The organism is Bacillus sp. JHAA (assembly GCF_036961585.1).
GTDB lineage: Bacteria > Bacillota > Bacilli > Bacillales > Bacillaceae > Bacillus > Bacillus velezensis.
This window is the reverse complement of record NZ_JBAMDE010000009.1, coordinates 94395-119937: the sequence shown is the minus strand read 5'-3', so window position 1 is coordinate 119937 and position 25543 is coordinate 94395. Positions and strand designations below refer to the sequence as shown.

Genomic DNA, 25543 nt, shown 5'->3' with positions numbered 1-25543 from the left:
TCCAACAGGTGTAACGGGATTAACAGGCGCAACCGGCTCAACCGGCCCAACGGGAGGAACTGGGTTAACTGGTGCAACAGGAGTGACTGGCCCAACAGGTGTAACGGGATTAACAGGCTCAACCGGCCCAACGGGAGGAACTGGGTTAACTGGTGCAACAGGAGTGACTGGCCCAACAGGTGTAACGGGATTAACAGGCGCAACCGGCGCAACAGGCTCAACAGGAGTAACGGGCCCAACTGGAGCAACAGGACCAACCGGCGCCACAGGCAGTACACCAACCTTGCTCTTCACAAGAACCAACGGGCCGCTCACTGTTTATCCGCCGTTAAATACAGAAGTTCCCATTGCTACGCTGGCAATCCCGGTTAACGCTTTGCAGAATGTAAAGCTTGATTATGCACTCAGTGTCGCGCTAACAACTGCAGCCAATTCAAACTTTGTTTTTGAGGTGAGATTATATAGGGGAACAGTACAAATTCATACAAGAACTCTGTCGCGAACTAGTACTACCGCAGCTACGGATAGTTTTTCGATTGCTGATACAACAGTGGATACAGCACCGACCGCAGGAACAAATACGTACCAGCTGAGAGTTATTTTCACAACTGCGAATAATATAACAACAGCGACAGCTCTCAATATCGATTTTAACAGCATTCGTTTCCCGACAACCTAATACAACAGCAGACTGATATTTTAAAGATGAAAGACCTGACTTATGCACAGTTAGGTCTTTTTTCTGTAAATGCTGCATGATGCAGCCTTAAAGAACATTTAAAAATTTGCCCAATAGAAGTGGGGTTTTGCCACACCTTTTTTTATCATGGAAATATTATGAAAATAGAGGTGGTGTAATGAGAAAAGGAGATACTTGGTATAACAGATACGACTCTTGGGATTACGACTGCCGGAATAGTAATGAGTGTTGCTGTCATTTTCAACATAAAAGAAGAAATCAAAGGCGCAGTTATCAAAATCGGGCACATTGCTGTGAAGGATTCTGTTGCGAAAACTCTTGCTGTCATGAAAGATGGTGTCCATGCTGTCATCCAAATCATTTTCATGTAAGAGGATTCACCGGAGCAACGGGGTGCACCGGAGCAACGGGGCTGACCGGAGCAACAGGGCTGACTGGAGCAACGGGATTCACTGGAGCAACGGGGTTTACCGGAGCAACGGGCTCGACTGGGAATACCGGAGCGACTGGGGTAACCGGCGTCACTGGAGATCCCGGCGCGACTGGAGCCACCGGCGCCACGGGAGCAACGGGAGTAACGGGCTCGACCGGCGCCACCGGCGCGACTGGAATAACCGGTGCCACCGGGGTAACGGGAGCAATGGGATTCACCGGAGCAACGGGAGTAACAGGCTCGACTGGAATAACCGGCGCCACCGGGGTAACGGGAGTAACGGGAGTAACCGGAGCAACCGGTGTAACGGGAGCTACCGGAGCAACCGGAGCAACCGGCGCAACTGGGGTAACGGGAACAACCGGAGTAACCGGAGCGACCGGGGTAACGGGAGCCACGGGAGTAACCGGTGCAACTGGGATAACGGGAGCCACTGGGGTAACGGGAGCAACGGGAGTAACAGGCTCGACTGGAATAACCGGAGCAACCGGGGTAACCGGAGTAACGGGAGCAACCGGAGCAACCGGCGCAACTGGGGTAACGGGAACAACCGGAGTGACCGGGGTAACGGGTGCCACCGGAGTAACCGGAGCAACTGGGATAACGGGTGCCACCGGGGTAACGGGAGCAATGGGATTCACCGGCGCAACGGGAGTAACAGGCTCGACTGGAATAACCGGCGCCACCGGGGTAACGGGAGCTACCGGAGCAACCGGCGCAACTGGGGTAACGGGAACAACCGGAGTAACCGGAGCGACCGGGGTAACCGGAGCCACCGGAGTAACCGGGGCAACAGGAGCAACCGGGGTAACGGGAGTAACCGGAGCGACCGGAATAACTGGAGCAACCGGAGTAACGGGGGTAACAGGGGATACTGGAGCAACCGGAGCAACCGGAGTAACCGGCGCAACTGGGATAACGGGAGCCACGGGAGTAACCGGAGCAACCGGGATAACCGGAGATACTGGAGCAACCGGAGTAACCGGAGCGACCGGAATAACTGGAGCAACCGGAGTAACAGGAGTAACCGGAGTAACAGGAGTAACCGGAGATACTGGAGCCACCGGAGTAACGGGAGCCACGGGAATAACCGGTGCAACAGGAGTAACCGGAGCAACTGGGGTAACCGGAGCAACTGGGGTAACCGGCGCCACCGGAGCAACAGGAGTAACCGGGGTAACCGGAGCAGGCGCGATCATTCCTTATGCTTCAGGTCTTCCCACTGCCGTGACGACCATTGCCGGCGGATTAATCGGAACGGTGAGCCTTGTCGGGTTCGGCAATTCTGTAACGGGCGTCAATGTCGGAGGGGGAGGTGCAATTGATCTCACCGGGGCCGGAGGAACTCTGCTGAACTTTGCTTTTTCTGCTCCGAGAAGCGGAACCATTACATCAATTGCCGCTTATTTCAGTACAACCGCAGCATTGTCGCTTGTCGGCTCGACTGTTACGATAACCGCACAATTATACAGTTCCACAGTGCCGAACAATACGTTCACGCCGATCCCCGGAGCATCCGTCACTTTAGCTCCTCCCCTCACCGGCATATTGTCAATCGGCAGCATCAGCAACGGAATCACGACAGGGCTGAACATTGCGGTAACTCCTCAAACCCGGCTGTTAATGGTATTCTCCGCCACTGCGACAGGCCTTTCGCTTATTAATACAGTGGCGGGATATGCAAGCGCGGGAGTTACGATTTCTTAAGTGAAAACGGCCAGACTGGTGCGGATCATCTAAGCTTGGAGAAGATATCACTTTTTCTTCAAGCTTTTTTGTTTTTACGTCTTTTTGGGTAAATAAAGGCTGACGGGAATTCCCCGACAGCCGGCAGAAGTATTTACAAGCCTTCTGAAGTTAATCAGTATCTTAATGAAGACGTCTTTAGTGAGTTCGAATCATCCGTTGTGCCGGGAGTGTGAATCATCATCGAAACAGCGGTGCCCTCATCCGGGGTGCTGGTGATCGTCAATTCACTTCCGCAAAAATGCTTCAGCCGCCGATTGATATTTTTCAGGCCGACACTGCGATTAACGTCAGAAGATAAAATATCTTTCTGTATGTCCGGCATGATGCCGGTTCCATTATCCTCCACTTTGATAAAATACGTGTTTTCGCCTTGTTTTTTCGCTGTCAGCTTTATCCGTCCGCCGCCTCTTTTCTTACTGATCCCGTGATGAACGGCGTTTTCCACCAATGGCTGTATCATTAAAGGCGGAAGGGGGAAGTCAATGTCCTGTTCAATATCAAAAAGGATATCAATCCGTTTGCCGAAGCGTGTTTTTTCTATAGAAAGATATGACGTAATGATAGAAAGTTCGTTTCTGAATGAGCTGATGTCCGAAGTGTTTTGAAAATCAAAACTCATCCTTAAATAGTTTGTAAATGCAGCAGTCGTTTCCCGTGCTTTTTCAATATCCAAATGGCTGAGCGCGATGATCGTATTTAATACATTGTAAAGAAAATGAGGCTTAATCTGCGACTGAAGAAATGCCATTTCTAAATTTGTGGCTTGGTGAGCCGTATGCTTCATCAAAATTAAATTTTTAATACGCGCGGTGAATTCAGAGTAATGATAAGGCTTTTGTAAGATGTCGTTTGCTCCGGCATGAAACGCCTTGTATTTGTCATGGCTGATAATGGCTGCCGTAACGATAAGAACCGGCAGATCGACCATGCTGAATCTTTCGCGGATGTTTGTGCAGACTTCAAAACCCGTCATGTCGGGCATCATCAGGTCTAATATGACCAGGTCAAGCTTCGAGGAAGAGACAGCTTGAAGCGCCTCTTTTCCGCTTTTTACTGCGATTACGTTATAAGGAACACCTTCCAGCATATCAGTTAAAATTTTCAAACTCTCGATGTTATCGTCGACGATCAGAATCGTCGGAGCATCGATTTTTTCTGAGTGATAAGGCGTGACCAGCGAAATATCCGACATTCTCTGTCCGGGCTGTGATTCAGGAGGTTCGGTCTTTGCTTCCGGTAAAGAATCAATTTGAGCGGCGGGTAACGTAAAATGAAAGGCTGATCCGTGCGCCGCCGCTGACTCCGCCCAGATGTCCCCGTTTTGGAGCTTGACGAGCTGTTTCACAATACTTAAACCTAAACCCGTTCCATCTTCTTCTGTCCCTCCCGCTTGCTGAAAAGAATCAAAAATGGTTTCAAGATCAGCCTCAGGAATGCCGCTGCCGGTATCGGCCACCGTGATTTGAATCATTTTGTCATTCAGGTTTTCAGCAGAAAGAATAATGTTCCCTTCGGATGTGTACTTGATTGCGTTTTCAACAAGATTGGTTAAGATTTGCCGGAATCGGTTTTCATCTGCAAGCACCAAAGGGAGGCCGTCCGGCACATGATTAAGAATGGCAAGTTTTTTATGTTTGGATAAAAGCCGGTAGAAGTTCATCTCACTGCATATGACGGCATGCACATCGACGGGAACCGGACGAATCTGCAGCATACCCTGCTTCATTTTTTCCAAATCAAGAATATCATTTACGAGATCGGAAAGTCTGTAGCCCATACGGATGATCAGCTGCATATTTTCTTTCTCTTCCTCTATCGTCTTCTTTTTTCTGCCGGCTACAAGAGTTTGGCATATATTAATAATGCTGTTCAGCGGCGTCTTGAATTCGTGTGAAGTTTTGGCGATAAATTCATCTTTCAGTTGGTCGATTTTGACTAATTTCCGTGAGAGGACTTCATTGTCCCGGAAAGCTCCGGCGAATTGCTGCGCCATCAGAAGAACCACCGCCAATAAAGCGATGACTGTCGGCAATGAATAGAGCGAATTAAAAGAAAAAGCCGTTTTGCCGCTGTAAGCTGAAATGGTCGTAAGAATCACAAAAGCGCTCATCGAGACGGATGCGAGTGTAAGGTACGTGCTTCCTTTTATTTTTCTTATGGCGGCAATCGTAAAAATATATGTAATATAAAACAGAGTCGTAACGGCAAGCACAGAATGTAAAATGTATGAGAGATGGTCAATGAAACTTCCGGACATAAAATCAGTGATCAAGATGGTCCCGGATAAAGCGGTTAAAATGGTGATCGTCGTTTTTGAAACAATTTCTCTGTATGCATAAAAGAGATAAAGAAAAACCGCCATGCTGACAAGCACGGTTGAGATGATACGCAAGGAATTCAGCAATGAAAATGAAATAGACGGAAAGAGGAGAAAGATAATTCTTTCTTTCCCGATCATAAGAATAATGGCAGAAAAAAGCAGACACATCACGGAAAAGAACAATAAATGTTTATCCTTTGTCCGTTGCAGAAAAAAGCCGAGAAAATATAAACCGGTAATGAAAAAAGCCGTAATCATAATGGAATCATTGAAAAAGGAAATTTGATTCTCACGTATAATTTGTTCTTGAGTCCCAAACGTTATTGGTTTTGCGATCCCCCAGCCGGGAACTTTTCCGAAATTCGAAAAATGCAGGACAAGTTCATTGTCACCCTTGTGAAGCCTGAAAAAACTGCTGTACGGTTTGTTCTGCGCCTTAAAATCAGCTTTTTCTGAAGGATTGCCGCTCTGTCCGATTACTTTTCCATTAAGGTAAAGGCGGTTTGAACTGTAGATAAAAGATGTGCTGATCCCCAAAACCTGATTGTCTTCATTTGATCGGATTGTCAGTTTGTACGTCCCGTAATCCACATCGGCCGTTTTGCCGAACAGCTTCACATTGACAGGGACATCAACGAGTACGGGATTTTTTCCTTTTGCTGAATGAAGCGCCTGCGGTGACAGCATCTGATTTGGATATAGAATCCATTTCCCGTTCAGCTGGACATTTCCATCCTTTTGAAAATCCCACTTTTCCAGATTGATCACGCCCTGTTCCGCTTGGGGGAGGGATGATCCTGAAAAATGATTCAGGACCATAAAAATCATAAAGAAAGCAGCGTAGCCGCAAATAATCGAAATGGAAATAAATTTTTCTTTCACATCATTACTCCTTTATCCCATTCAGGGGCATTCTATTATCCTATGTAATGTATAAATATTGTAATCACAAACGTTGTAATACAACAAGAGAAAGAAAAAGAATCCAACTATATAGGGCATTGGACATGGTATAATTGAAATTATTTTCAGATATATCTATATTGACGGGTGGGATGCGGTTTGAAAGCGTTAATTGTGGATGATGAGGAACTGGCATTGCTTCATTTTAATCGTATGCTTGAGCGGACAAACGCCTTTCAATCTATTATAACGTTTCAAGATCCGGCGGAAGTTCTGGAGCATTCGGAGCTTTCATCAGCTGATGCGGTGTTTCTTGACATTGAAATGCCCGGGATAAACGGTATTGAGCTTGCTGAATCGATTCAGGAGGTCAATGAAAATATCCAAGTTATTTTTATCACCGCTTATAATGAATTCGCGATCAAAGCGTTTGAATTAAATGCTGTCGATTATCTTTTGAAACCGGTTGACAATGCCCGGCTGCTGACAACTGTTGAGCGAATCCGAATGAATAAAAAACTCAGGACGGCAGAAGAGAATACCGGGACGGATTATGTTATACAATGTTTTGGGAACCTGGACTTTTATCAATCGGTAAATGGTGTCAAAACATACATAACAGTCAAGTGGAGAACATCCAAAGCCCGTGAACTGTATGCATTTTTACTTCTTAATCAAGGGCGCACGGTCAGTAAAGACATGCTGATGGAAATGTTTTGGCCTGCTTATGATATATCAAAAGCAAGCACCCAGCTCTACTCGACAATATATCAGATACGGAAATTAATCGGTCAGCTGCCCTTCAGCCAATCAATAGAAAATACCGATATAGGATACATTCTCCGGCTTTCCGGGGTAAAGGTTGATACAGTTGAATGGGAAAAAACATTAAAAGAGGCTCCTCCGCTCAGCGCAGCTGCACTAACCCGGCATATGGACATTGTCATGTCATATGAAAACCATTATCTCATGGAGAATGGCTATCTGTGGGCGGAGCCGGAAAAAGCGCGTCTGGCCCATTTGTGGCTCAGCAAAGCGTACGAACTGATTGGTTTTCTCATCCAAGAGAAGAATGATCATCAAGCGATGGACATTTGCCTGCAGGTTGAGAAAATAGAGCCCGGTGACGATAAAATTATACAATACAAACTGCAGTTATTTAATAAACTGGGAAAGGTAGAAGAGGCGATAAAGGAATACGAACGCTATAAACAATTAAAAGATAAAATCAATTGACGATTGAATGACCGGACCGGCTGATGCCGGTCTTTTTTTGTGCGCTATTTCTGAAATGATCCCATGTACAGAATTTGTATAGGCCGATTTCATACAATGTAGTTTGGTTCGGATAAGGAGAATCCCATGCTTACCGGCTTGTTCGAACGTAAGTCTATATAAAAGGGGAGGAATAAGACTTGGGAGTGAGGAACTTTTCGTTCAGCCCGAAAAAAAGCAAAAGGCTGAGGCCGGCATTGATTTCATGCTTCACGCTGTTTTTCATCTTCAGCCAGGTTGTCAGCTTTACTCCGATCGCAGCCGCTTCCGGATCACAACAAAGCGAGAGCGGGTTCTTTGATTCAGTTGCAGTCAAAGACGGCAGACAGCAGACTGTTGACGGGTCAAAAGCCAGTGAACCGGCTTTAGCACCGGGAGATAAAGTGACACTGACATACGAATGGTCACTAAAAAACAAGGAAGATGCAAGCGACCGGAATATCACCATAAAGATTCCGGAAAGTTTTACATTAGATAACGATGCCGAAGGTGAGCTGACATCAGCTGATCGGGTGATCGGTATATATAAAGCTGAAGCAAACAGCAGCACGCTGGAAGTGAAAGTGAACGATGCTGGAGCGGATGCCGGGGATGCCAAAGGCTCCATTACACTGTCGGCGAAGTTTACTCCCGACATAACAGATGAGACGAAAATGGCAAAAGCTCTTTTTCAACTGGATGCCGGCAAGACCCAGCAGGTGTTAATACCTGTGAAGAAAGACGGAACAACGGATTCCGAAACAGAAAAAAACACCTCTTCAACACCTGCTGAACCTCAGGAAAAGACAGAGAAAAAATCAGCATCTGCAGACGGCGGGGAGAAAGCAGAACAGACAACGAAACCAAAACCTTCTGCTAAACGCAGTCAATCAAAAATGGCGGTTTCAAGCAAATCTGCCGCTAAAAGCCTTCAATCAGGCGGAAGCCGGATTACGCAAAATATTTTAACTGATGTGAAATTGACTGATGAAAAAGGAAAACCATATGACAAAAACAACCCTGCGAATACGAACTCTCCGGCAAATATCACCATTCAATGGGCGATTCCGAATGAGCTGGGGAAAACAATAAACGACGGTGATCGATATGAATTTGATCTGCCTAAAGAATTTATCATGCATAATGACATTACGAACCAGCCATTGACCGACGGCGATAGTACGTACGGAACTTTTTCCATTAATACGAGCGGCCATGTCATCATGACGTTTAACGGCGAGGTAAAAGAAGATTCTAACGTCAAGGGGTCATTGTATGTAAACACCCAATTCAATCAGAAAGAAATAAAAGGATCAACCACACAAAAGATTAAGTTTCCGGTTAACTCTGATACGCCGGACGTAACGGTTTATTTTAAACCGAATGTCAATAAAACCATTGAGAAATCAGGGTCATTCGATAAAGGTATTAATCCCGGAAAGGTAACGTGGACGGTTGATCTTAATAAAAAGGAAGAAGAAGTTAAAAATGCGAAATTGACTGAAAGCCTTCCGGACGAATTGATTTTCCGCTCTGTGAAAGTGTATGAACTTGATGTGAATATTGACGGCTCGGTGAGTCAGGGAAATGAGATAACTTCAGGTTATACCGTTGGCGAAAACGGTAGTGTCACCTTCGCCGGGACGATCGATTCAGCCTACCGGCTCATATATGACACGGAAATTAAAGATGAGGCAAAGCCGGGTAAAGGCGGAAACATCACGCTGACAAACAAGGCGGCATTCAGCGGAGACAATGCGGAGCCGATTTCTGCGGAAGCTTCCGTAACAGCGGGTTACGGAAAAATGATAGAAAAATCTTCGACAGGTTATAAAGGAGAATCCCAAACGTTCAGCTGGGCTGTTATGTACAACTACGGTGAGAAAAAGATTGATCAATCCAAAGCCGGCATCAAGGATACGTTCGGATCAGACGATCTGCATCTTGTTCCCGGTTCATTGAAAATCCTTCCGATTACATTCAGCCAGAACGGCAGCGAACAAGAGGGCGCCCCATTAAAAGAGGGTGAGGATTATACGCTGACTGATAACGGGAACGGGTTTGAAATAAAATTCAAGCAAACTGTCACAGGAGCATATAAGATCATTTATCAATCTCAAGTCAACGATGGGGTCATTATTGACAGTCCTGTCAAATACACCAATACAGCAATGACAGATACAGGGGAATCAAAGGAAACTCCGGGAACCGCCATTCAGCAGAATCTGATCAAAAATTATTCAAATGCAGACTATGAGAAGAAGACGGTTGATTGGACAATCACAGTTAATAAAAACGGTTACACAATGAAAGACTGGACGCTGGATGATCAATTCACCAGCGGAGGCCTGGCGCTCATTGACGATTCATTTCACATGCAAGACACGACTGATAACAAAACGCTGAAAGAAGGAACAGACTATACATTAACAAAAAAACCCGGAAATCAAGGCTTTACAATAGCATTGATCGGGGATTATGCAGAAACAAACAGTCAGTTTAAGATCACGTATAAGACAAAATTCAACGCTGACTTTTCAAACGAACCCATTAAGAATACGGCTGAGTCGACATGGACGGATAAAAACGGCGGCAAACGCACAAATAAGGAATCGAGCGGCTTCACACCGAACAATCAGACGTCCCATAATGGATTCAAAAACGGCTCATACAACGCCGTTTCAAAAGAAATCACATGGAAAGTCGGCATTAATTACAATGGCGAACCTTCAAAGAATCCTTATATAAAAGATACGATCACAGATGGTCAGCAATTTTTGCATGGGTCGGTTGCTGTTAAAACGTATACCATCAGCAAAAACGGCTCCATCACTGAAGGAGAGGCGCTGGATTCTTCAAAATATGAAATAGAGGAGCCGTCAGACGGCAACAAAAATACGTTAACCGTACGTCTCAAAACAGATGACGCTGTACCATACCTGATTGAATTTAAAACGTCATTAAAAGGCCAGGTCATTAAACAGAGTCAATACACAAACAAAGCAGAGTACTTTAATAATGACCACGCAGACCGAACGCTGACGGGTTCAGTTTCCATCGCAAACGGAGGAAACCTGATTTCTAAAGGCGGCAAACAGAACGGAAACGATATCGATTGGAGCATCAATGTCAATGCCAGCCAATCGACACTGGATGACGTAAAAGTCAAAGACACCCCGGATGAGAATCAAATAATAGATGAAGATTCTTTTAAAGTATATCAAGCAAAATATAATGAGAACGGCGTTATGAAAGACAGCAGCGGAAACCTTATTCCGGGTGATGTGAAGCTTGAAAAAGATAAGGACTATAAACTAGATATAAAAACTGACAATGCCACCGGCGAACAATCATTTGTCCTTACCTTTACAGGCAGCTATAAACAAATCGACCGCGCGTATGTCATACAATATCGTTCTCTCATTAATATTTCCGGCAGCAGCGGTCAGGTCAGCAACAAAGTGTCGATATCAGGGACAAATGTTGAGGAGCAGACCCAAGAGAACAACAGCTCAGTGTTTGTCGCCATTTCAAGCGGCGGCGGCTCAGGATCAGGAGAGAAGGGAAGCCTGACGATATCTAAAACAGGATCAGACGGAACATCTCTTTCAGGAGCCGGCTTTCAATTATGGTCTAAAGACGGCAAGCAGCTGCTGCGTACGGGCACAACAGACGATGCCGGTAAACTTACGTTTGGGAATATCCGTTACGGAACCTATGTACTGAAAGAAATAAAAGCTCCGGACGGCTACACCATCAGCGATGCTTATGTAAACGGGGTCTCCGTTACGATTGACGGCAAATCCTCCGCTGCAGGAGCACTCTATAAAGTCATAAATCAAAAAAATAAGGTGACGCTTATCAAAAAAGACGAAAACAACAAGCCTTTGGCCGGTGCTGTATTTAAGCTTGAGAAAAAATCAAGCGACGGCACCTATACTCTGATAAAAAATAATATTGAAAGCGATAAAAATGGGAAAGTTGAGATCAACGGTTTGCCCGCCGGATACTATCGGCTGATGGAGACGAAAGCCCCATCAGGGTTTATCGTAAACACAAAAGCCATTCACTTCTCAATCGCAAAGAACGAAAAGAATCAAGTACCTGATGTTGAATTGGGATCAATGGTGAATTATCAAGGAAAAGCCGCATTAACGAAGAAAGATGCAGACGGCGGGAATCTTGAAGGCGCAGTTTTCAAAATCATCGACAGTGATGGAAAAACGGTTCAGAAAGATCTGGTTTCAGATAAGGATGGAAAAATAGAAACATCCGGCCTTGCACCCGGTCATTACGCCTTCATCGAAACGAAAGCGCCCAACGGATATGTGTTAAATACGGAGAAAGTGGAGTTTACCATCTCAGAAACAGCGGAAGGAAAGCCGGAGTCAACTGACGCAGGAACGGCCGTCAACTATAAAGGCTCTGTCCGGCTGACGAAGGAAGATGCGGAAGGCCGAAACCTTGAAGGCGCAGTCTTCAAAATCGTCGACAGTGATGGAAAAACGGTTAAAGAAGATCTGGTTTCAGATAAGGACGGAAAAGTAGAAACATCCGGCCTTGCACCCGGTCATTACGCCTTCATCGAAACGAAAGCGCCCAACGGTTATGTGTTAAATACGGAGAAAGTGGAGTTTACCATCTCAGAATCGGCGGAAGGAAAGCCGGAGTCAACTGACGCAGGAACGGCCGTCAACTATAAAGGCTCTGTCCGGCTGACGAAGGTAGATGCGGAAGGCAAGAAGCTTGAAGGTGCAGTCTTCAAAATCGTCGACAGTGATGGAAAAACGGTTAAAGAAGATCTGGTTTCAGATAAGGACGGAAAAGTAGAAACATCCGGTCTTGCACCGGGTCATTACGCCTTCATCGAAACGAAAGCACCCGACGGTTATGTGTTAAATACGGAGAAAAAAGAGTTTACCATCTCAGAAACAGCGGAAGGAAAGCCGGAGTCAACTGACGCAGGAACGGCCGTCAACTATAAAGGCTCTGTCCAGCTGATCAAGAAGGATCAAGACGGAAACGTTTTAGACGGTGCAGTATTTAAAATCATTGACAGTGATGGAAAAACCGTAAGAGACGATCTGATGACAAAAGAAGGCGGCAAAATTGACGCCGGCGGTTTGGCGCCCGGAAACTATCAATTTGTTGAAACAAAAGCGCCGGATGGTTATCTGCTGTCAACAACCCCTGTGCCGTTTACGATTAAGGCTGAGAACAGCGGAAAACCGAATCAGGCTGCCCTGACTGCAGTTAACATCAAGAACAGCGTTGTTCTCACAAAATTGGATCAAGGTGACAAACGGAAAGTCCTGCAAGGTGCGAAGTTTAATCTGACAGATGCAAACGGCAAAGTACTGACAGAGGGTCTGACGACAGATGAGCACGGACAAATTATTGTACGGGGACTGAAAGCGGGCGAATATCAATTTATCGAAACAAAAGCGCCTGAACTTTACAGTTTGGATCAAACGCCAATATCATTCAAGATCACAAATACCGACATAAAACCAGTCGAAATCAGTGCGGAGAATACACTGACGCCTGGTGATGTCACACTGACAAAAGTGGATCATGACGATAAAAATAAGGTGCTGGAAGGTGCTGAATTCAAGATCACGGATTCTGCCGGACATCCGGTAAACACCGGCGGCAGCAAAGAACGGCCGGCGGTATGGAAGACGGATCAAAAGGGCCGGTTTACGGTGAAAGGATTAGCGCCCGGGCAGTATCGATTTATCGAAACAAAAGCGCCTGACGGCTATCAGCTGAACGAAAAACCAATTGAATTCACAATTGAAAAAGGACAGTTAAAAGCCGTTGAGGTCGTCGTTTCTAATAAGAAATTAAAAAATCCCGCACCTGGGAAAGACACACCGAATCATCAAACGAATCAAGGCGGGCATCATCCTGATACCAATGGTAAAACCAATCACTCGGATACAGGCAAAAACCTGCCGAAAACCGGTGATACGGACGGTATGATGCCGGTCACGGCCGGTATTCTGCTGCTATTAGCCGGCGGAGCCGCGGCTGTTGTATCAAGAAAGAAGAAAGCAAGGAATAGATAGACGTTATCGCACCTGATCATGTAAGAATCGATCAGGTGCTTTTTTAAAAAGAGAATCATTTCTCACCAAATATTCACCGCATGACGTACAAGAAAGGAATTTTCTTCATGGTTAAAAAAATGATCATTGCCGTTCTTATTTTGTCCGGGCTGCTTCTCATTTCCTCTCCTCTCATGAAAGGCTGTTTGATCGCGTACCTCAGTAAAAGCCAAATTGAATCGGAATTGACCGCAGAACAAGCGCGGAAAAATAACATGAAAAAAGCGGACTATGATTTTGAATCCATTCATCCGCCCGGTTTCAGGGAAACAGTTCAGTCAAGTTTTAATCGCAAACCAAAACCGATAATCGGACGGATAACCATCAGCAGCATCGATTTAGACCTTCCGATTTTAAAAGGCACAACCAATGAAAACCTGCTGATCGGCGCGGCAACTATGCGTCCGGATCAGAAAATGGGCGAGGGAAACTACCCGTTGGCAGGCCACCATCTGAAGCAGGAGAACCTATTGTTCGGCCCTCTTTTACACATAAAAAAAGGCGCGCAAATCGTGATGACCGACTTTAGAAAAGACTATATTTATTCTGTAACATCAAAAACCATGATTTCAGAAATAGAAGCAAACGCAATTCAGGAGACAAAAGATAAAGAGATTACATTAATCACATGCGACAAAGCGGTAAGAACCGAAGGACGCCTGGCCGTCAAAGGGAAATTGATTGATATTTCCGGTCATTCAAATGTATCTCGGCCATCATAGAGAAACACTTTTTCAACTGAATATACGTCCGCTGTTAAACATCCCGAGACTGGCTTCTGTCAGTCTTTTTTTGCGCAGCGATTATAAAAAGTTCATCCTTCTTATCTCTCTTGAGGGAAATTATACCAGACTGCACTTTTTGAAAGAAATGACAAGAGAAAAAGATCACGAAAATTCTAAAAAGTGAGAAACAAAGATTTAAAAAGTGGTATGATTTTAGGAGGAAAGGACGGCTGGTGCTGTGTTGGAAGCGAAGCGGTTTTATGTCTCTCTGCAAATGAAAATCGCCGGATTAATTGCGGCTTTATTAATACTTGTCATCGGAACGCTCACAGTTATATTTGCCTTTCAGCAATTAAAGGAAGGCCAGAAGCAGGCTGAACAGCTGGCGGTGCAAACGGCAAAAACCATTTCATACATGCCTCCTGTAAAAGAGGCGTTCCGGCTTGCGGATCAAGAGGCTTTTACAAAGTTAGATGTCATTGAACAAATGAAAGAACAGGCAGGCGCGCACGCCGTCTACATCACTGATCAAAAAGGGCATGTTGCATTTCATTCGGCCCGAAGCAGTATTCCGAAAGAAAATCAAAATCTGCAAAATAAAACCGTCATGTTCGGCGGGTCACCGGTTTCCGACGGAATGAAGGCTGTCCGGGGGAGCGCCCCGGTTATTTTGGAGGAAAAAAATCATAACGAAGTCGTCGGAACGGTGACAGTCGAGTTTTTACAAGATGAGATAGAAAAAGATATGAAAGCGCATCTGCGGCATTTAGGCTATTTTGCATGTTTGGTGTTTCTTATCGGCATCGGGGGAGCGGCGGCGCTCGCAAAAAGCATCCGTAAAGATACACTCGGCCTTGAACCGCATGAAATTGCAGCGCTGTACAGGGAGCGCAATGCGATGCTCCTTGCGATTAAAGAAGGGATTATCGCCGTAAACAAAGAAGGCGCGGTAACCATGATGAATTTATCTGCGGCTGATATGCTGAATCTTCCGGAACCGATGATCGGAAGGCATATAAAAGAAATCATGCCGGGCGCAAATCTCATGCCGGTGTTGGCAGGGGGAGAATTACCGCCGAACGTGGAGGTGCGTGCCGGAGATAAAGTATTTATCTTAAACGTGAAAGAAATGAAGCAGACCGGACAAGTATACGGAGCGGTGATCAGCTTCCGCGAAAAAACGGAGCTCAAGAAACTCATTAACAAGCTGACTGAAATGAAAAAATACTCAGAGGATCTTCGGGCGCAAACGCATGAATTCTCGAATAAGCTTTACGCGATCCTCGGTCTGTTAGAGCTGGGAGAATATAATGAAGCCATTGAACTGATAAAAGAAGAGTACGCCATCCAGAATGAACAGCACGAAATCCTCTTTCAAAACATTCATTCACAGCGGGTTCAGGCCATACTATTAGGAAAAATGGGAAAGGCGTCTGAGAAGAAAGTGAAGCTTTCAATAGATGAAAACAGCTTTTTAGAATCGCTGCCGGAGCATGTGGGTTCATCTCAGCTCATTACGATCATCGGAAATCTTATTGATAACGCTTTCGAAGCCGTCGCCGAAAAAGAGAAAAAAGAGGTCGCCTTTTTTATGACCGATATCGGCAGGGATATCGTCATCGAAGTGGCGGACTCAGGAGACGGCGTGCCTCAGGAAAAAACAGAAACGATATTTGAAAAGGGCTACTCTTCAAAGGGGACGAGGAGAGGATACGGCTTAGCCAATCTGAAAGAAGCCGTCAGTGAATTGCAGGGATCGATAGAGATTTCGCAGCAAAAGAGCGGCGGTGCCGTATTTACGGTGTTTATACCGAAAGAAACGCCAAAGGGGGAATCTTTGTGATTAACATCGCGATTGCAGAGGACGACTTTCGAATAGCGCAAATTCACGAAAAATTTATCGAACATCTTGATGGATTCAATGTCATCGGTAAAGCAATCAATGCCAAAGACACCATATCGCTGCTTGAGAAACGGCAGCCTGATCTGCTGCTTTTGGATATTTATATGCCTGATGAGCTGGGGACAGATCTGCTTCCCCTTATCCGCGGCCGTTTTCCTTCCGTTGATATCATCATTATTACGGCTTCTGCCGAAACAAGACTGCTGCAGGAAGCGCTCAGGTCAGGCGTTTCCCACTATGTCATAAAGCCGGTGTCGGCACATAAATTTACAGAAGTGCTTTTGCAGTACCGGGAAAAAAGAGAATGGCTGCACTCACAGCCGGAGCTGAGCCAGTCCGTTATCGACATGTTTTTCGGAAGCGGTCAGAAAGAACAAAAACAGCTCAATGATCTGCCGACCGGGATTAATTCGATTACACTTCAAAAAATCAAAAACGCGCTCAGGGAAGCCCAAAAAGGGATGACGGCCGAAGAACTGGGCGAAAAAATGGGCGCCTCCAGAACAACGGCGCGGCGCTACGCCGAGTTTCTCGTTTCTCAGGAAGAAGCGCTCGCTGAATTAGAGTACGGCATTATCGGCAGGCCGGAACGGAAATATTATTTAGCACATGAATAAGGGATGGGAGAAATGAAGCGGTTGGGAGTGCTTCTTGTCATGCTGGCGGCGCTGGTTTCTTTTGACGGACGGCAGATGGCGGGCATCCGTTCAGCCGAAGGGCCGGTTGAAATTGTCGTCCCGGCGGCGCCTCAAGGGGGCTGGGACGTAACGGCAAAAGCTTTGCAATCGGTTATAGAGCGGAAGCAAATATTAGGCCGTCCCGTAAAGATCGTCTATAAACCCGGCGGAGGCGGAGACAGCGGCTGGAAATATGTAAACGAACGAAAAACGGATGTCATCAGTATGAATTCAAGCCTGCTGTTAAGCAATGAAATTTTGGGACAAAGCCGGCTGAAGGCAGCTGATTTTACGCCTTTGGCCATTATCGCAAAAGAGTGGCAGACCGTCGCTCTTCCGAAGGATTCAAAGATAAAAAGCGGAAAGCGGCTGCTCGGCGATATTAAAGCACATCCGGGCGGCATAAAAATCGGATTTGCGCCCGGCCTCGGAAATGATGACCAGCTCTCCTTTGCGAGAGCGGCGGAAATGGCCGGAATTTCTCCGTTTGATATCCGCTTTTTTCAATACGGGAGCAGCAATGAAGTCATTGAAGCTCTTATCAGCCACGAGATAGACGCCGCCTCAATGACCATTTCAGAAGCGAGAGACGCCTATCGGAAAGGGAAAATCACATTGGCGGCCGTTACGTCGGACAAAAGGCTCTCCGGCTTCAGCGATGTGCCGACATGGAAAGAGCAGGGGGTGCCGTTTGTCTTTGCGCACTGGAGAGGCATCATGGGGCCGAAAGACATGACCGAAGGCGAGATCGCCTATTGGGATCAGGCTTTGAAACAGATTACCTCATCCGCGGAGTGGAAGCAAATGTTGAAAAAACGGGATTGGGAGAGCTTTTATAAAAACAGCAGCGGCGCAAAACGCTTTTTAGAAGAGCAGACCGAGTTTTATAAAGAGATGATGAGCAGCGAAAAATAAGCCTTCCGCATATTTGCGGGAGGCTTTTTATTTATAAATGAACAAAATGAACGAAAAGGTTATAAAAAATTAAAAATCTTTAAAATCCAAAATATTTACTTCAATATCCAATTCTCATAAGATAGCAAAAAGGCGGATAAAGGGGATCGGGCCTTTAAAATGTAAGCGTATTCATGATAAGGGGGACATACTGTGTTAGCAATCTTAGGCTTTCTTATGATGCTTGTTTTTATGGTGCTGATTATGACAAAACGGCTTTCAGTGTTAACGGCGCTCGTATTAACGCCGATCGTGTTTGCGCTGTTTGCCGGGTTTTCTTTTAACCGGGTCGGCGAGATGATGATTTCCGGGATTGAACAGGTGGCGCCGATTGCAGTCATGATTATGTTTGCGATTCTTTATTTCGGCATTATGATTGATACCGGTTTATTTGATCCGATGGTGTCGCGTATTTTAAAGCTGGTTAAAGGCGACCCGCTCAAAATTGTAGTCGGAACAGCCGTTTTAACCATGCTTGTCGCACTGGACGGAGACGGCTCGACGACGTATATGATTACGACAAGCGCAATGCTGCCTTTGTATATCATGCTCGGAATCCGTCCGATTATTTTAGCGGGAATCGCCGGTGTCGGCATGGGTATCATGAACACGATACCATGGGGCGGCGCGACGCCGCGTGCGGCGAGTGCGCTCGGCGTTGACCCGGCAGAGCTGACGGGGCCGATGCTGCCTGTCATTGCCAGCGGAATGGTGTGTATGATTGTGGTCGCTTATGTACTCGGAAGGATGGAAAGGAAACGGCTCGGGGTGATCGAATTAAAGCAGCCGTCCCATACAAATGAAACGGCTGCGGCTGAGGAAGATGAATGGAGGCGGCCGAAACTGTGGTGGTTCAATTTACTGTTAACGCTTTCTTTAGTGGGATTTTTAGTGTCAGGAAAAGTGAATTTAACCGTGCTGTTCATCATTGCGTTTTGTATCGCGCTGATTGTCAACTATCCGAAGCTTAACGATCAAAGGGAGCGTATTTCAGCCCATTCGAGCAATGTGCTTGCGATCGGTTCGATGATTTTTGCCGCAGGCGTGTTTACCGGAATTTTAACGGGGACGAAGATGGTTGATGAGATGGCCATTTCCCTCGTATCGCTTATTCCGGAACAGATGGGGGGATTTATTCCGGCAATTGTTGCCTTAACGAGCGGTATTTTTACATTTCTGATGCCTAATGACGCCTATTTTTACGGCGTGCTGCCCATTTTATCCGAGACCGCCGTGGCGTACGGTGTAGATAAGGTGGAAATCGCCCGCGCTTCGATCATCGGCCAGCCGATTCATATGTTAAGCCCGCTCGTGCCGTCGACGCATTTATTAGTCGGGCTTGCCGGGGTCACCATTGATGAACACCAGAAATTTGCCATGAAATGGGCGGTTCTTGCCGTTATCGTCATGACGGCCTTTGCGCTCATCATCGGCGCAATCACGATTTTTTAACATAAAACACCCGGTTCGTCGCACACTAAAGGCATCAGAGGAGGTGCCATGATGAGTGATCCGTTTATGCCGCTTTTTTCAGTGAGAAGCGGGGCCGGTTTTAAAGCGGCGGACGGCGTTTACGGACTGACCGTGCAGATTGCGAATGTTTACTTTATCGAAAATCCCTCAGCTCCGCGGGAAATCATTCTGGTTGACGCTGGAATGCCTCAATCGGCGGAGATGATAACAGAAGAAATGAAACGCCGGTTCAAAGAGGGGTATCAGCTGAAGGCGGTCATTTTGACACACGGTCATTTTGATCATGTCGGTGCGATTGAAGAGCTGCTTGAGCTTTGGGATGTGCCGGTTTACATTCATGAAAAGGAGCTCCCGTACGTCACGGGGAAAGCGGATTATCCGCCTGCCAGGCCCGATGTGAAAAAGGGGCTTGTCGCAAAGCTGTCACCGCTGTTTCCGCGCCATACGATCCGCATTCCGTCCGTTCAGGCACTGCCTTCAGACGGTACCGTTCCGTTTCTTGAAGAATGGAAATGGGTGCATACGCCCGGCCACACACCCGGCCATATTTCATTATTCCGGGATAAAGACCGCGTTCTGCTTGCCGGTGATGCCGTGATCACTGTTGAACAGGAATCGCTTGCGGACGTTGTCATTCAAAAGCAAGAGCTTCACGGGCCGCCCGCTTATTTTACAGCGGATACGCAGACGGCGGCCGCATCCGTTCAGAAACTGGCCGAACTGGAGCCGGAAGCGCTTTTGACGGGTCACGGAATTCCGATGACGGGAAAAAACTACCGTGAGGATTTGCTTACACTGGCTGAAAAACTGCATTCCGTTTTGTAAAACACCTGCGAACATCACAGGTGTTTTTTCTTTGCAGTTTCCAGTATGATACAAAAAAACCATTGTGTTCACTCCTAAAAACGATACAATGGGAAACAGATGTAAATTGAAGGAGAGAGTTTTTTGAAACATACGGAAATACTTTGGGATGAGGCGAAGGATTTTATTGATGTCTGCTATCAGGAACTCGGAATGGAATCGCAAATCAACGCGCGTCTGCACGCGATAAAAGATGAGATAGATCGGACGGGAAGTTACGTCCATACGGCGGAAGAGCTTGAACACGGGGCGAAAATGGCGTGGCGCAACAGCAACCGCTGTATCGGGCGTCTGTTCTGGCAATCGCTGAACGTCATTGACCGGCGCGGTGTGAACACGAAAGAAGAGGTTCGCGACGCATTATTTGAACATATCAAAATCGCCACGAACGGCGGAAAAATTAAACCGACGATTACGATTTTCCCTCCTGAGAAGAATGGGGAAAAACAAGTGGAGATCTGGAATCACCAGCTCATCCGCTATGCGGGATATGAGACTGAAAAAGGAAGAGTCGGTGATCCGGCATCATATGAGCTGACGGCTGTCTGCGAAAAACTCGGCTGGCGCGGGAAGCGGACCGATTTTGATATTCTGCCGCTGCTTTTCCGGATGAAAGGGGACGGGCAGCCGGTCTGGTATGACCTGCCTCAGACGCTCGTGAAAGAAGTGCCGATCACCCATCCGGATATTGAAGAGTTTGCCGATTTAAATCTCAGATGGTACGGGGTTCCGATTATCGCCGATATGAGGCTTGAAATCGGCGGGCTGTCGTACAACGCGGCGCCTTTTAACGGATGGTATATGGGAACCGAAATCGGCGCAAGGAACCTTGCTGACGAAAAACGGTATGATATGCTCAAAAAAGCCGCTGCGGTCATGGGGATTTCCGCCAGCCTGAATACCGACCTGTGGAAGGATCAGGTGCTGGTGGAACTGAATAAGGCAGTGCTCTATTCATACAAAAAACACGGTGTCAGCATTGTCGATCACCATACGGCGGCGAATCAATTTAAACGCTTTGAAGAACAGGAACAAGACGCGGGAAGAAAGCTGACGGGCGACTGGACCTGGCTGATTCCGCCGATCTCGCCGGCTTCCACCCACATTTTCCATAAATCATATGACAATACGATTGTGAAGCCGAATTATTATTATCAGGACAAGCCTTATCAGTAACTGATGGTAAAAGTGCGGTACCCTTTCAGACGGTGTGATTCTTCGATGGTTATGCCGGTGACATTTGAGAAGGGGCTGCCTTTTCTGACTGCTTCGGCAAATTGTTTTAACGACTCTTCAGGACCTTCGGCAAGGATTTCCACCCGGCCGTCATCACGGTTTTTTACCCAGCCGGCTACCTTATGTCTGTCGGCTTCCATCTGGACGAAGTAGCGAAAACCTACGCCCTGAACCCGGCCGTCTGCAATCATATGATATTGAAGCATGGAAAAACCACCTTTTTCTTACTATGATAAAGGAAAGATATGAGATTTCGCAAAGGATGTGAACGAGGTGACGCAAGACTATTCTGTCTTATCTATCAATCTCGGAAAGCCCGCAATTCATGAATTTGCCGGCAGACAAATCAATTCCGGCATCATAAAGCGGCCCGCAGATTCTCCCGTCATGCTGTATAAAACCCATTTTGACGGGGACGGGCAAGCCGACTTGAAGCATCACGGAGGCCCCGATAAAGCGGTGTGCGTGTATCCCGCCGAGCATTATTCATATTGGGAAACAACGCTCGCGAGAAAACTTCCCGCCGCCGCGTTCGGGGAGAATGTAACGGTCAAAGGACTGGCCGAACAAGACGTGTGGATCGGAGACGTCTTTCAGCTGGGGGAAGCCGTCGTTCAAGTAAGCCAGCCGCGCCAGCCCTGCGTCAAACTCGCGCTCAAATATGGCATCAAAGATATGGTGCTCCGTGTACAGCAGACGGGATTTACCGGCTTTTATTTCAGGGTGCTTGAAGAAGGATATGTCGATCCGCGTCCCGTCCTCAAGCGTCTGTCGAGAGGAAAAGAAAGCATTTCCGTCTGGTATGCGAATGAAGTGAAATATCGTGATTCCGGCAATCTGTCAGCGATTGAAGAAATACTGCGGGAAGAAGCGCTGTCAGAAAGCTGGAGGGAGTCCTTCCTTAAAAAAAGAGACAGGCTCACTAATGTATAGAAAAAAGCCGTGCTGCACTGACAGCACGGCTGATTTACGTTATGCTTGTTTTTTTGTTTCCAGCAGATTGGCAAGGAAGTACTTTTTGAAGCTTTGAAGCTTTCTTCCTTCATAGTGGGTAATTCCTTTTTTCTTTAACTCTTCTACATACCAGCCTTTACTGCCATAATGCATGTCAGAAAACTCCTTTCTCCGTTCTCCCGTTGAGGAGAGTTTCTTCAGTTTTTGCCAAACTTTTGGCATTGTAACATCTATAAAAAGACGCTGAAAAGGGATAACGCAAAAACTGAGACTTCAGATTCAGAGATGTAAAGCTTTCTTACATATATATGTAAAGGGCGGTCTTTTCATGCTTAATGGCCGGTTAATTTTAACAGCACCGTTCCGAGTGTCATGATTCCGAAAACGACGCCGAAATAAACCAGCATCCCCTTCTTTTTCTTCACTCCGTAAACGGTAAGAATGATGCTTTCAATAAAGAAAATAAACCCGAAGATAATAAACCACATGTTGAAAAATGGCTCCTTTCACAGACATATGTCCAGTGTAGCACAACTCTTATAACGGAGCATAAAAAAGCCGGGCACTGTATCAGTGTCCGGCAAGTTTGACGAGAAGCTGGGCCAAATGCTGTTTTTCATTGTCATCCGCAATGTCCCACAGTTCTTGTAAGAGTTTTTCTTCCGCATTGCGGGGCTCCTCGTGTTTGGCGAGATAGTCCCCGAGGATGGCGGCGCTTTTGATGATTTTGCTGTCATCCAGACCCAGTTTTTTTCCGGCGGAAATTTTCTGATGAAGGTACGCCTTAAATTCCTCGAAATCCTCTAAAATCTGCTGTTTCGTTACGCCGTGCATGGCGTGTATTTCGTTTTCGATTTTGATTTTTTCTTTATCTTTTTTCATGCGTCTCCCTCCTTCGGGTTAGTTGTTGTATACCTGTTTGGAAGGGAGATGAAACATTACAATGCAGTTAAAATAATCGGTTTGTCTTTTGTGATCACGATGGTGTGTTCCACTTGGGCGACAAGGCTTTTATCCGGCGTTTTAAACGTCCAGCCGTCTCCCGCTTCAACAATCGTTTCCGCTTTCGTGGAAATAAACGGCTCAAGCGCGATCACGGTTCCGTTTTTAAACAGCGCGTTATCAAACGGATCATAGTAATTCATGATGTGGTTCGGCGCTTCATGGAGGTTTCTGCCGATTCCGTGGCCCGTCAGCGTTTTAATAACGGTAAATCCATTGGAGCGGGCTTCATGATAGACGGCTCTGCCGATCTGGTTTTGGCGTTTGCCGGCTTTTGCCTGATCCAATCCTTTCTGAAATGCGGATGCTGCGCAATTACAAAGCTTTTGCAGACGTTCATCGCCTTCTCCGAGCACAAATGAAATTCCCGTATCGGAATAAAAACCGCCGAACTCCGCCGAAATATCGATATTTACAAGATCTCCGGCTTTTAAGATTTTAGAGGCGCTCGGGATGCCGTGAGCGACTTCGTCATTTACGCTGATGCATGTCACGCCCGGGAAATCGTATTCCTTCTCCGGAGCGGAAGCGGCTCCGTGCTCGTCAAGCACCGCCTTTCCGATCAGGTCAAGATCTTTCGTGCTCATGCCGGGCTCGGCTTTTTTCTTCATTTCTTCACGCGCCAGCGCGACGATTCTGCCGATTTTTTTAAGGCCTTCTAATTCTTGATCGTTCGTTACAATCATTGTCATTCCCGCTTTCTATTTTTAATCATCTGATTCAAGCTTACCACAACTGGTTTATAAATAGAAAACCAACAAGCCTTATGTGAATAAATGAAGGAAAATTGGTATAGATCACTAGATAACTTATGTGGTATATTTAAGAAAAAAGAAGGGGGATGGGTAAAATGCTTCAATTTTTGCAAAAACTCGGAAAATCATTTATGCTTCCGATTGCCGTTCTGCCCGCCGTTGGTATTATTTTGGCCATTGGCAGAGAGGACTTATTAAATATTCCGTTCATTTACGCGGCGGGGACCGCGGTATTTGATCATCTGCCGCTGATTTTCGCGATCGGAATCGCGATCGGGATTTCGAAAGACAGCAACGGGGCCGCCGCTCTGTCGGGAGCAATTTCTTATATCATGCTGGACGCGGCTGTAAAATCAATCAATTCGACAAATAATATGGCCGTTTTCGGAGGGATAATCGCGGGGTTAATTGCGGGATACACGTATAATCGCTTTAAGGATACGAAGCTGCCCGAATATCTCGGGTTTTTCAGCGGGCGCAGGCTCGTTCCGATTGTAACGGCGCTGATTACCATTATTTTGGCGGGGATCTTCGGATTTGTGTGGCCGCCGATTCAGTCGGTGATTACGTCTTTCGGGGAATGGATGATCGGGCTTGGCGGAATCGGCGCCGGGATTTACGGGATTTTTAACCGGCTTTTGATTCCATTCGGTCTTCATCATGTGCTGAATAATATTTTTTGGTTCCAGTTTGGCGATTTTCACGGAAAAACGGGAGATCTGGCCCGCTTCTTTGCGAAAGATCCGACGGCGGGAACTTATATGACGGGATTCTTCCCGATTATGATGTTCGGGCTTCCGGCCGCATGTCTGGCAATGATTGCCGCGGCTAAGCCAAGTAAGCGCAAAGCGACGGCCGGAATGATGATCGGTCTCGCGCTGACGGCATTTATTACCGGAATTACAGAGCCGATTGAATTTGCATTTATGTTTTTATCACCGCTTTTATACGGGGTTCATGCTATATTAACCGGGTTCTCTTTATTTATCGTGAATGTTCTCGGAATCAGGTCAGGTTTTTCATTCTCGGCGGGGGCGATCGATTATCTCCTCAGCTACGGCATTGCCGAAAAACCGCTTTTGCTGCTCGTTGTCGGGCTTTGTTATGCAGTGATCTATTTTGTCGTCTTCTATATGCTCATCAAAACGTTAAACTTGAAAACGCCGGGACGGGAAGATGATGAGGAAGAGGAAGAAGTGCTTAGTGAAGATACGGCCGGTTCCGTCGAAGAACATGCCATGCTCAAGGGGCTCGGCGGCAGGCAAAACCTCGAAACGATTGATCACTGTGCGACCCGCCTCAGGCTGACTGTGCAGGATACGTCTCTCATTAATGAAGCGGCGCTTAAAAAAGCGGGAGCAAAAGGGGTTATCAAAACGGGGAATAAAACGGCACAGGTCATTATCGGGCCGAACGTCGAATTTGTCGCGGAAGAGCTGAGAGAAGCCGTCCGCCTTGACGATCAGAAGCAGACTTGATAAATCCGGATCACCTATGTGATCCGGATTTTTTTTGAACATATATCAAGTTT

The 25543-nt window shown here is 46.5% G+C and carries 19 protein-coding genes and 1 pseudogene; 13 read left to right on the top strand and 7 right to left on the bottom strand.

The window, feature by feature from the left end:
* Both V7728_RS18650 and V7728_RS18645 read left to right on the top strand, forming a co-directional pair.
* The coding region (locus V7728_RS18650; protein WP_442893528.1) for a collagen-like triple helix repeat-containing protein at positions 1-679 on the top strand (679 nt) is incomplete at its 5' end.
* A gap of 178 nt (positions 680-857) precedes the next feature.
* Positions 858-2840 (top strand): exosporium glycoprotein BclB-related protein, encoded by a 1983-nt coding sequence (locus V7728_RS18645; protein WP_099566485.1) that lies wholly within the window; start codon positions 858-860, stop codon positions 2838-2840.
* 154 nt (positions 2841-2994) lie between these two features.
* Here V7728_RS18645 and V7728_RS18640 read toward each other — a convergent pair whose 3' ends face one another.
* Together V7728_RS18640 and V7728_RS18635 are read right to left on the bottom strand one after the other, a co-directional pair.
* Positions 2995-4074, bottom strand: coding sequence for a response regulator (locus tag V7728_RS18640; RefSeq protein ID WP_223252799.1), 1080 nt, complete (start codon positions 4072-4074; stop codon positions 2995-2997).
* 72 nt (positions 4075-4146) lie between these two features.
* Positions 4147-5460: pseudogene (locus tag V7728_RS18635) on the bottom strand (ATP-binding protein); the annotation flags it as partial.
* Positions 5461-6264: 804 nt separating this feature from the next.
* Between V7728_RS18635 and V7728_RS18630 the strand changes: the two are divergent.
* From V7728_RS18630 to nosA, 9 genes are all read left to right on the top strand, one after another.
* The gene (locus tag V7728_RS18630) at positions 6265-7341 is read left to right on the top strand and encodes a response regulator (RefSeq protein ID WP_099566487.1); all 1077 of its coding nucleotides are present in this window, start codon (positions 6265-6267) and stop codon (positions 7339-7341) included.
* A 179-nt stretch (positions 7342-7520) separates the two neighbouring features.
* Positions 7521-13430, top strand: coding sequence for a SpaA isopeptide-forming pilin-related protein (locus tag V7728_RS18625; RefSeq protein WP_099566488.1), 5910 nt, complete (start codon positions 7521-7523; stop codon positions 13428-13430).
* Positions 13431-13537: 107 nt separating this feature from the next.
* Positions 13538-14191, top strand: coding sequence for a class A sortase (locus V7728_RS18620; RefSeq protein WP_025284410.1), 654 nt, complete (start codon positions 13538-13540; stop codon positions 14189-14191).
* A 241-nt stretch (positions 14192-14432) separates the two neighbouring features.
* Positions 14433-16037, top strand: a complete 1605-nt coding sequence (locus V7728_RS18615; protein ID WP_085341813.1) for a sensor histidine kinase — start codon at positions 14433-14435, stop codon at positions 16035-16037.
* Positions 16034-16714: a response regulator gene (locus V7728_RS18610; RefSeq protein ID WP_012117060.1), complete on the top strand. Its 681-nt coding sequence runs from the start codon at positions 16034-16036 to the stop codon at positions 16712-16714. Before V7728_RS18615 ends, V7728_RS18610 begins: the two co-directional genes overlap by 4 nt.
* A 12-nt stretch (positions 16715-16726) precedes the next feature.
* Entirely contained in the window at positions 16727-17689 is a 963-nt protein-coding gene (locus V7728_RS18605; RefSeq protein ID WP_012117061.1) for a tripartite tricarboxylate transporter substrate binding protein, read from the top strand.
* 192 nt (positions 17690-17881) lie between these two features.
* A complete protein-coding gene (locus V7728_RS18600) occupies positions 17882-19180 on the top strand; it encodes a citrate:proton symporter (RefSeq protein WP_099566489.1) in 1299 nt (432 codons plus the stop codon).
* Positions 19181-19231: 51 nt separating this feature from the next.
* Positions 19232-20026 carry an MBL fold metallo-hydrolase gene (locus tag V7728_RS18595; protein WP_099566490.1) on the top strand — a complete coding sequence of 265 codons (795 nt, stop codon included), beginning with the start codon at positions 19232-19234 and terminating at the stop codon, positions 20024-20026.
* Positions 20027-20149: 123 nt separating this feature from the next.
* Positions 20150-21241 carry a nitric oxide synthase gene (nosA, locus tag V7728_RS18590; RefSeq protein ID WP_007408487.1) on the top strand — a complete coding sequence of 364 codons (1092 nt, stop codon included), beginning with the start codon at positions 20150-20152 and terminating at the stop codon, positions 21239-21241.
* Here nosA and V7728_RS18585 read toward each other — a convergent pair.
* Entirely contained in the window at positions 21235-21507 is a 273-nt protein-coding gene (locus V7728_RS18585; protein WP_025284412.1) for an acylphosphatase, read from the bottom strand. The two genes, nosA and V7728_RS18585, sit on opposite strands and share 7 nt — an antisense overlap.
* A 67-nt stretch (positions 21508-21574) precedes the next feature.
* On the opposite strand from V7728_RS18585, the gene V7728_RS18580 reads away from it, so the two are divergent.
* Positions 21575-22234, top strand: coding sequence for an MOSC domain-containing protein (locus V7728_RS18580; protein WP_015239385.1), 660 nt, complete (start codon positions 21575-21577; stop codon positions 22232-22234).
* 39 nt (positions 22235-22273) lie between these two features.
* Here V7728_RS18580 and V7728_RS18575 read toward each other — a convergent pair whose 3' ends face one another.
* The 4 genes from V7728_RS18575 to map all read right to left on the bottom strand — a co-directional run bounded on the left by V7728_RS18575 (position 22274) and on the right by map (position 23943).
* Entirely contained in the window at positions 22274-22408 is a 135-nt protein-coding gene (locus V7728_RS18575) for a YflJ family protein (RefSeq protein WP_003155609.1), read from the bottom strand.
* Positions 22409-22587: 179 nt separating this feature from the next.
* Positions 22588-22743, bottom strand: coding sequence for a hypothetical protein (locus V7728_RS18570; protein ID WP_007610027.1), 156 nt, complete (start codon positions 22741-22743; stop codon positions 22588-22590).
* Positions 22744-22825: 82 nt separating this feature from the next.
* Positions 22826-23137, bottom strand: coding sequence for a DUF3243 domain-containing protein (locus tag V7728_RS18565; protein WP_003155607.1), 312 nt, complete (start codon positions 23135-23137; stop codon positions 22826-22828).
* Between the two features lie 56 nt (positions 23138-23193).
* Positions 23194-23943, bottom strand: a complete 750-nt coding sequence (map, locus tag V7728_RS18560) for a type I methionyl aminopeptidase (RefSeq protein ID WP_007408490.1) — start codon at positions 23941-23943, stop codon at positions 23194-23196.
* Positions 23944-24107: 164 nt separating this feature from the next.
* On the opposite strand from map, the gene nagE reads away from it, so the two are divergent.
* Positions 24108-25490 carry an N-acetylglucosamine-specific PTS transporter subunit IIBC gene (gene nagE / locus V7728_RS18555; RefSeq protein ID WP_012117066.1) on the top strand — a complete coding sequence of 461 codons (1383 nt, stop codon included), beginning with the start codon at positions 24108-24110 and terminating at the stop codon, positions 25488-25490.
* Positions 25491-25543: the final 53 nt, after the last annotated feature.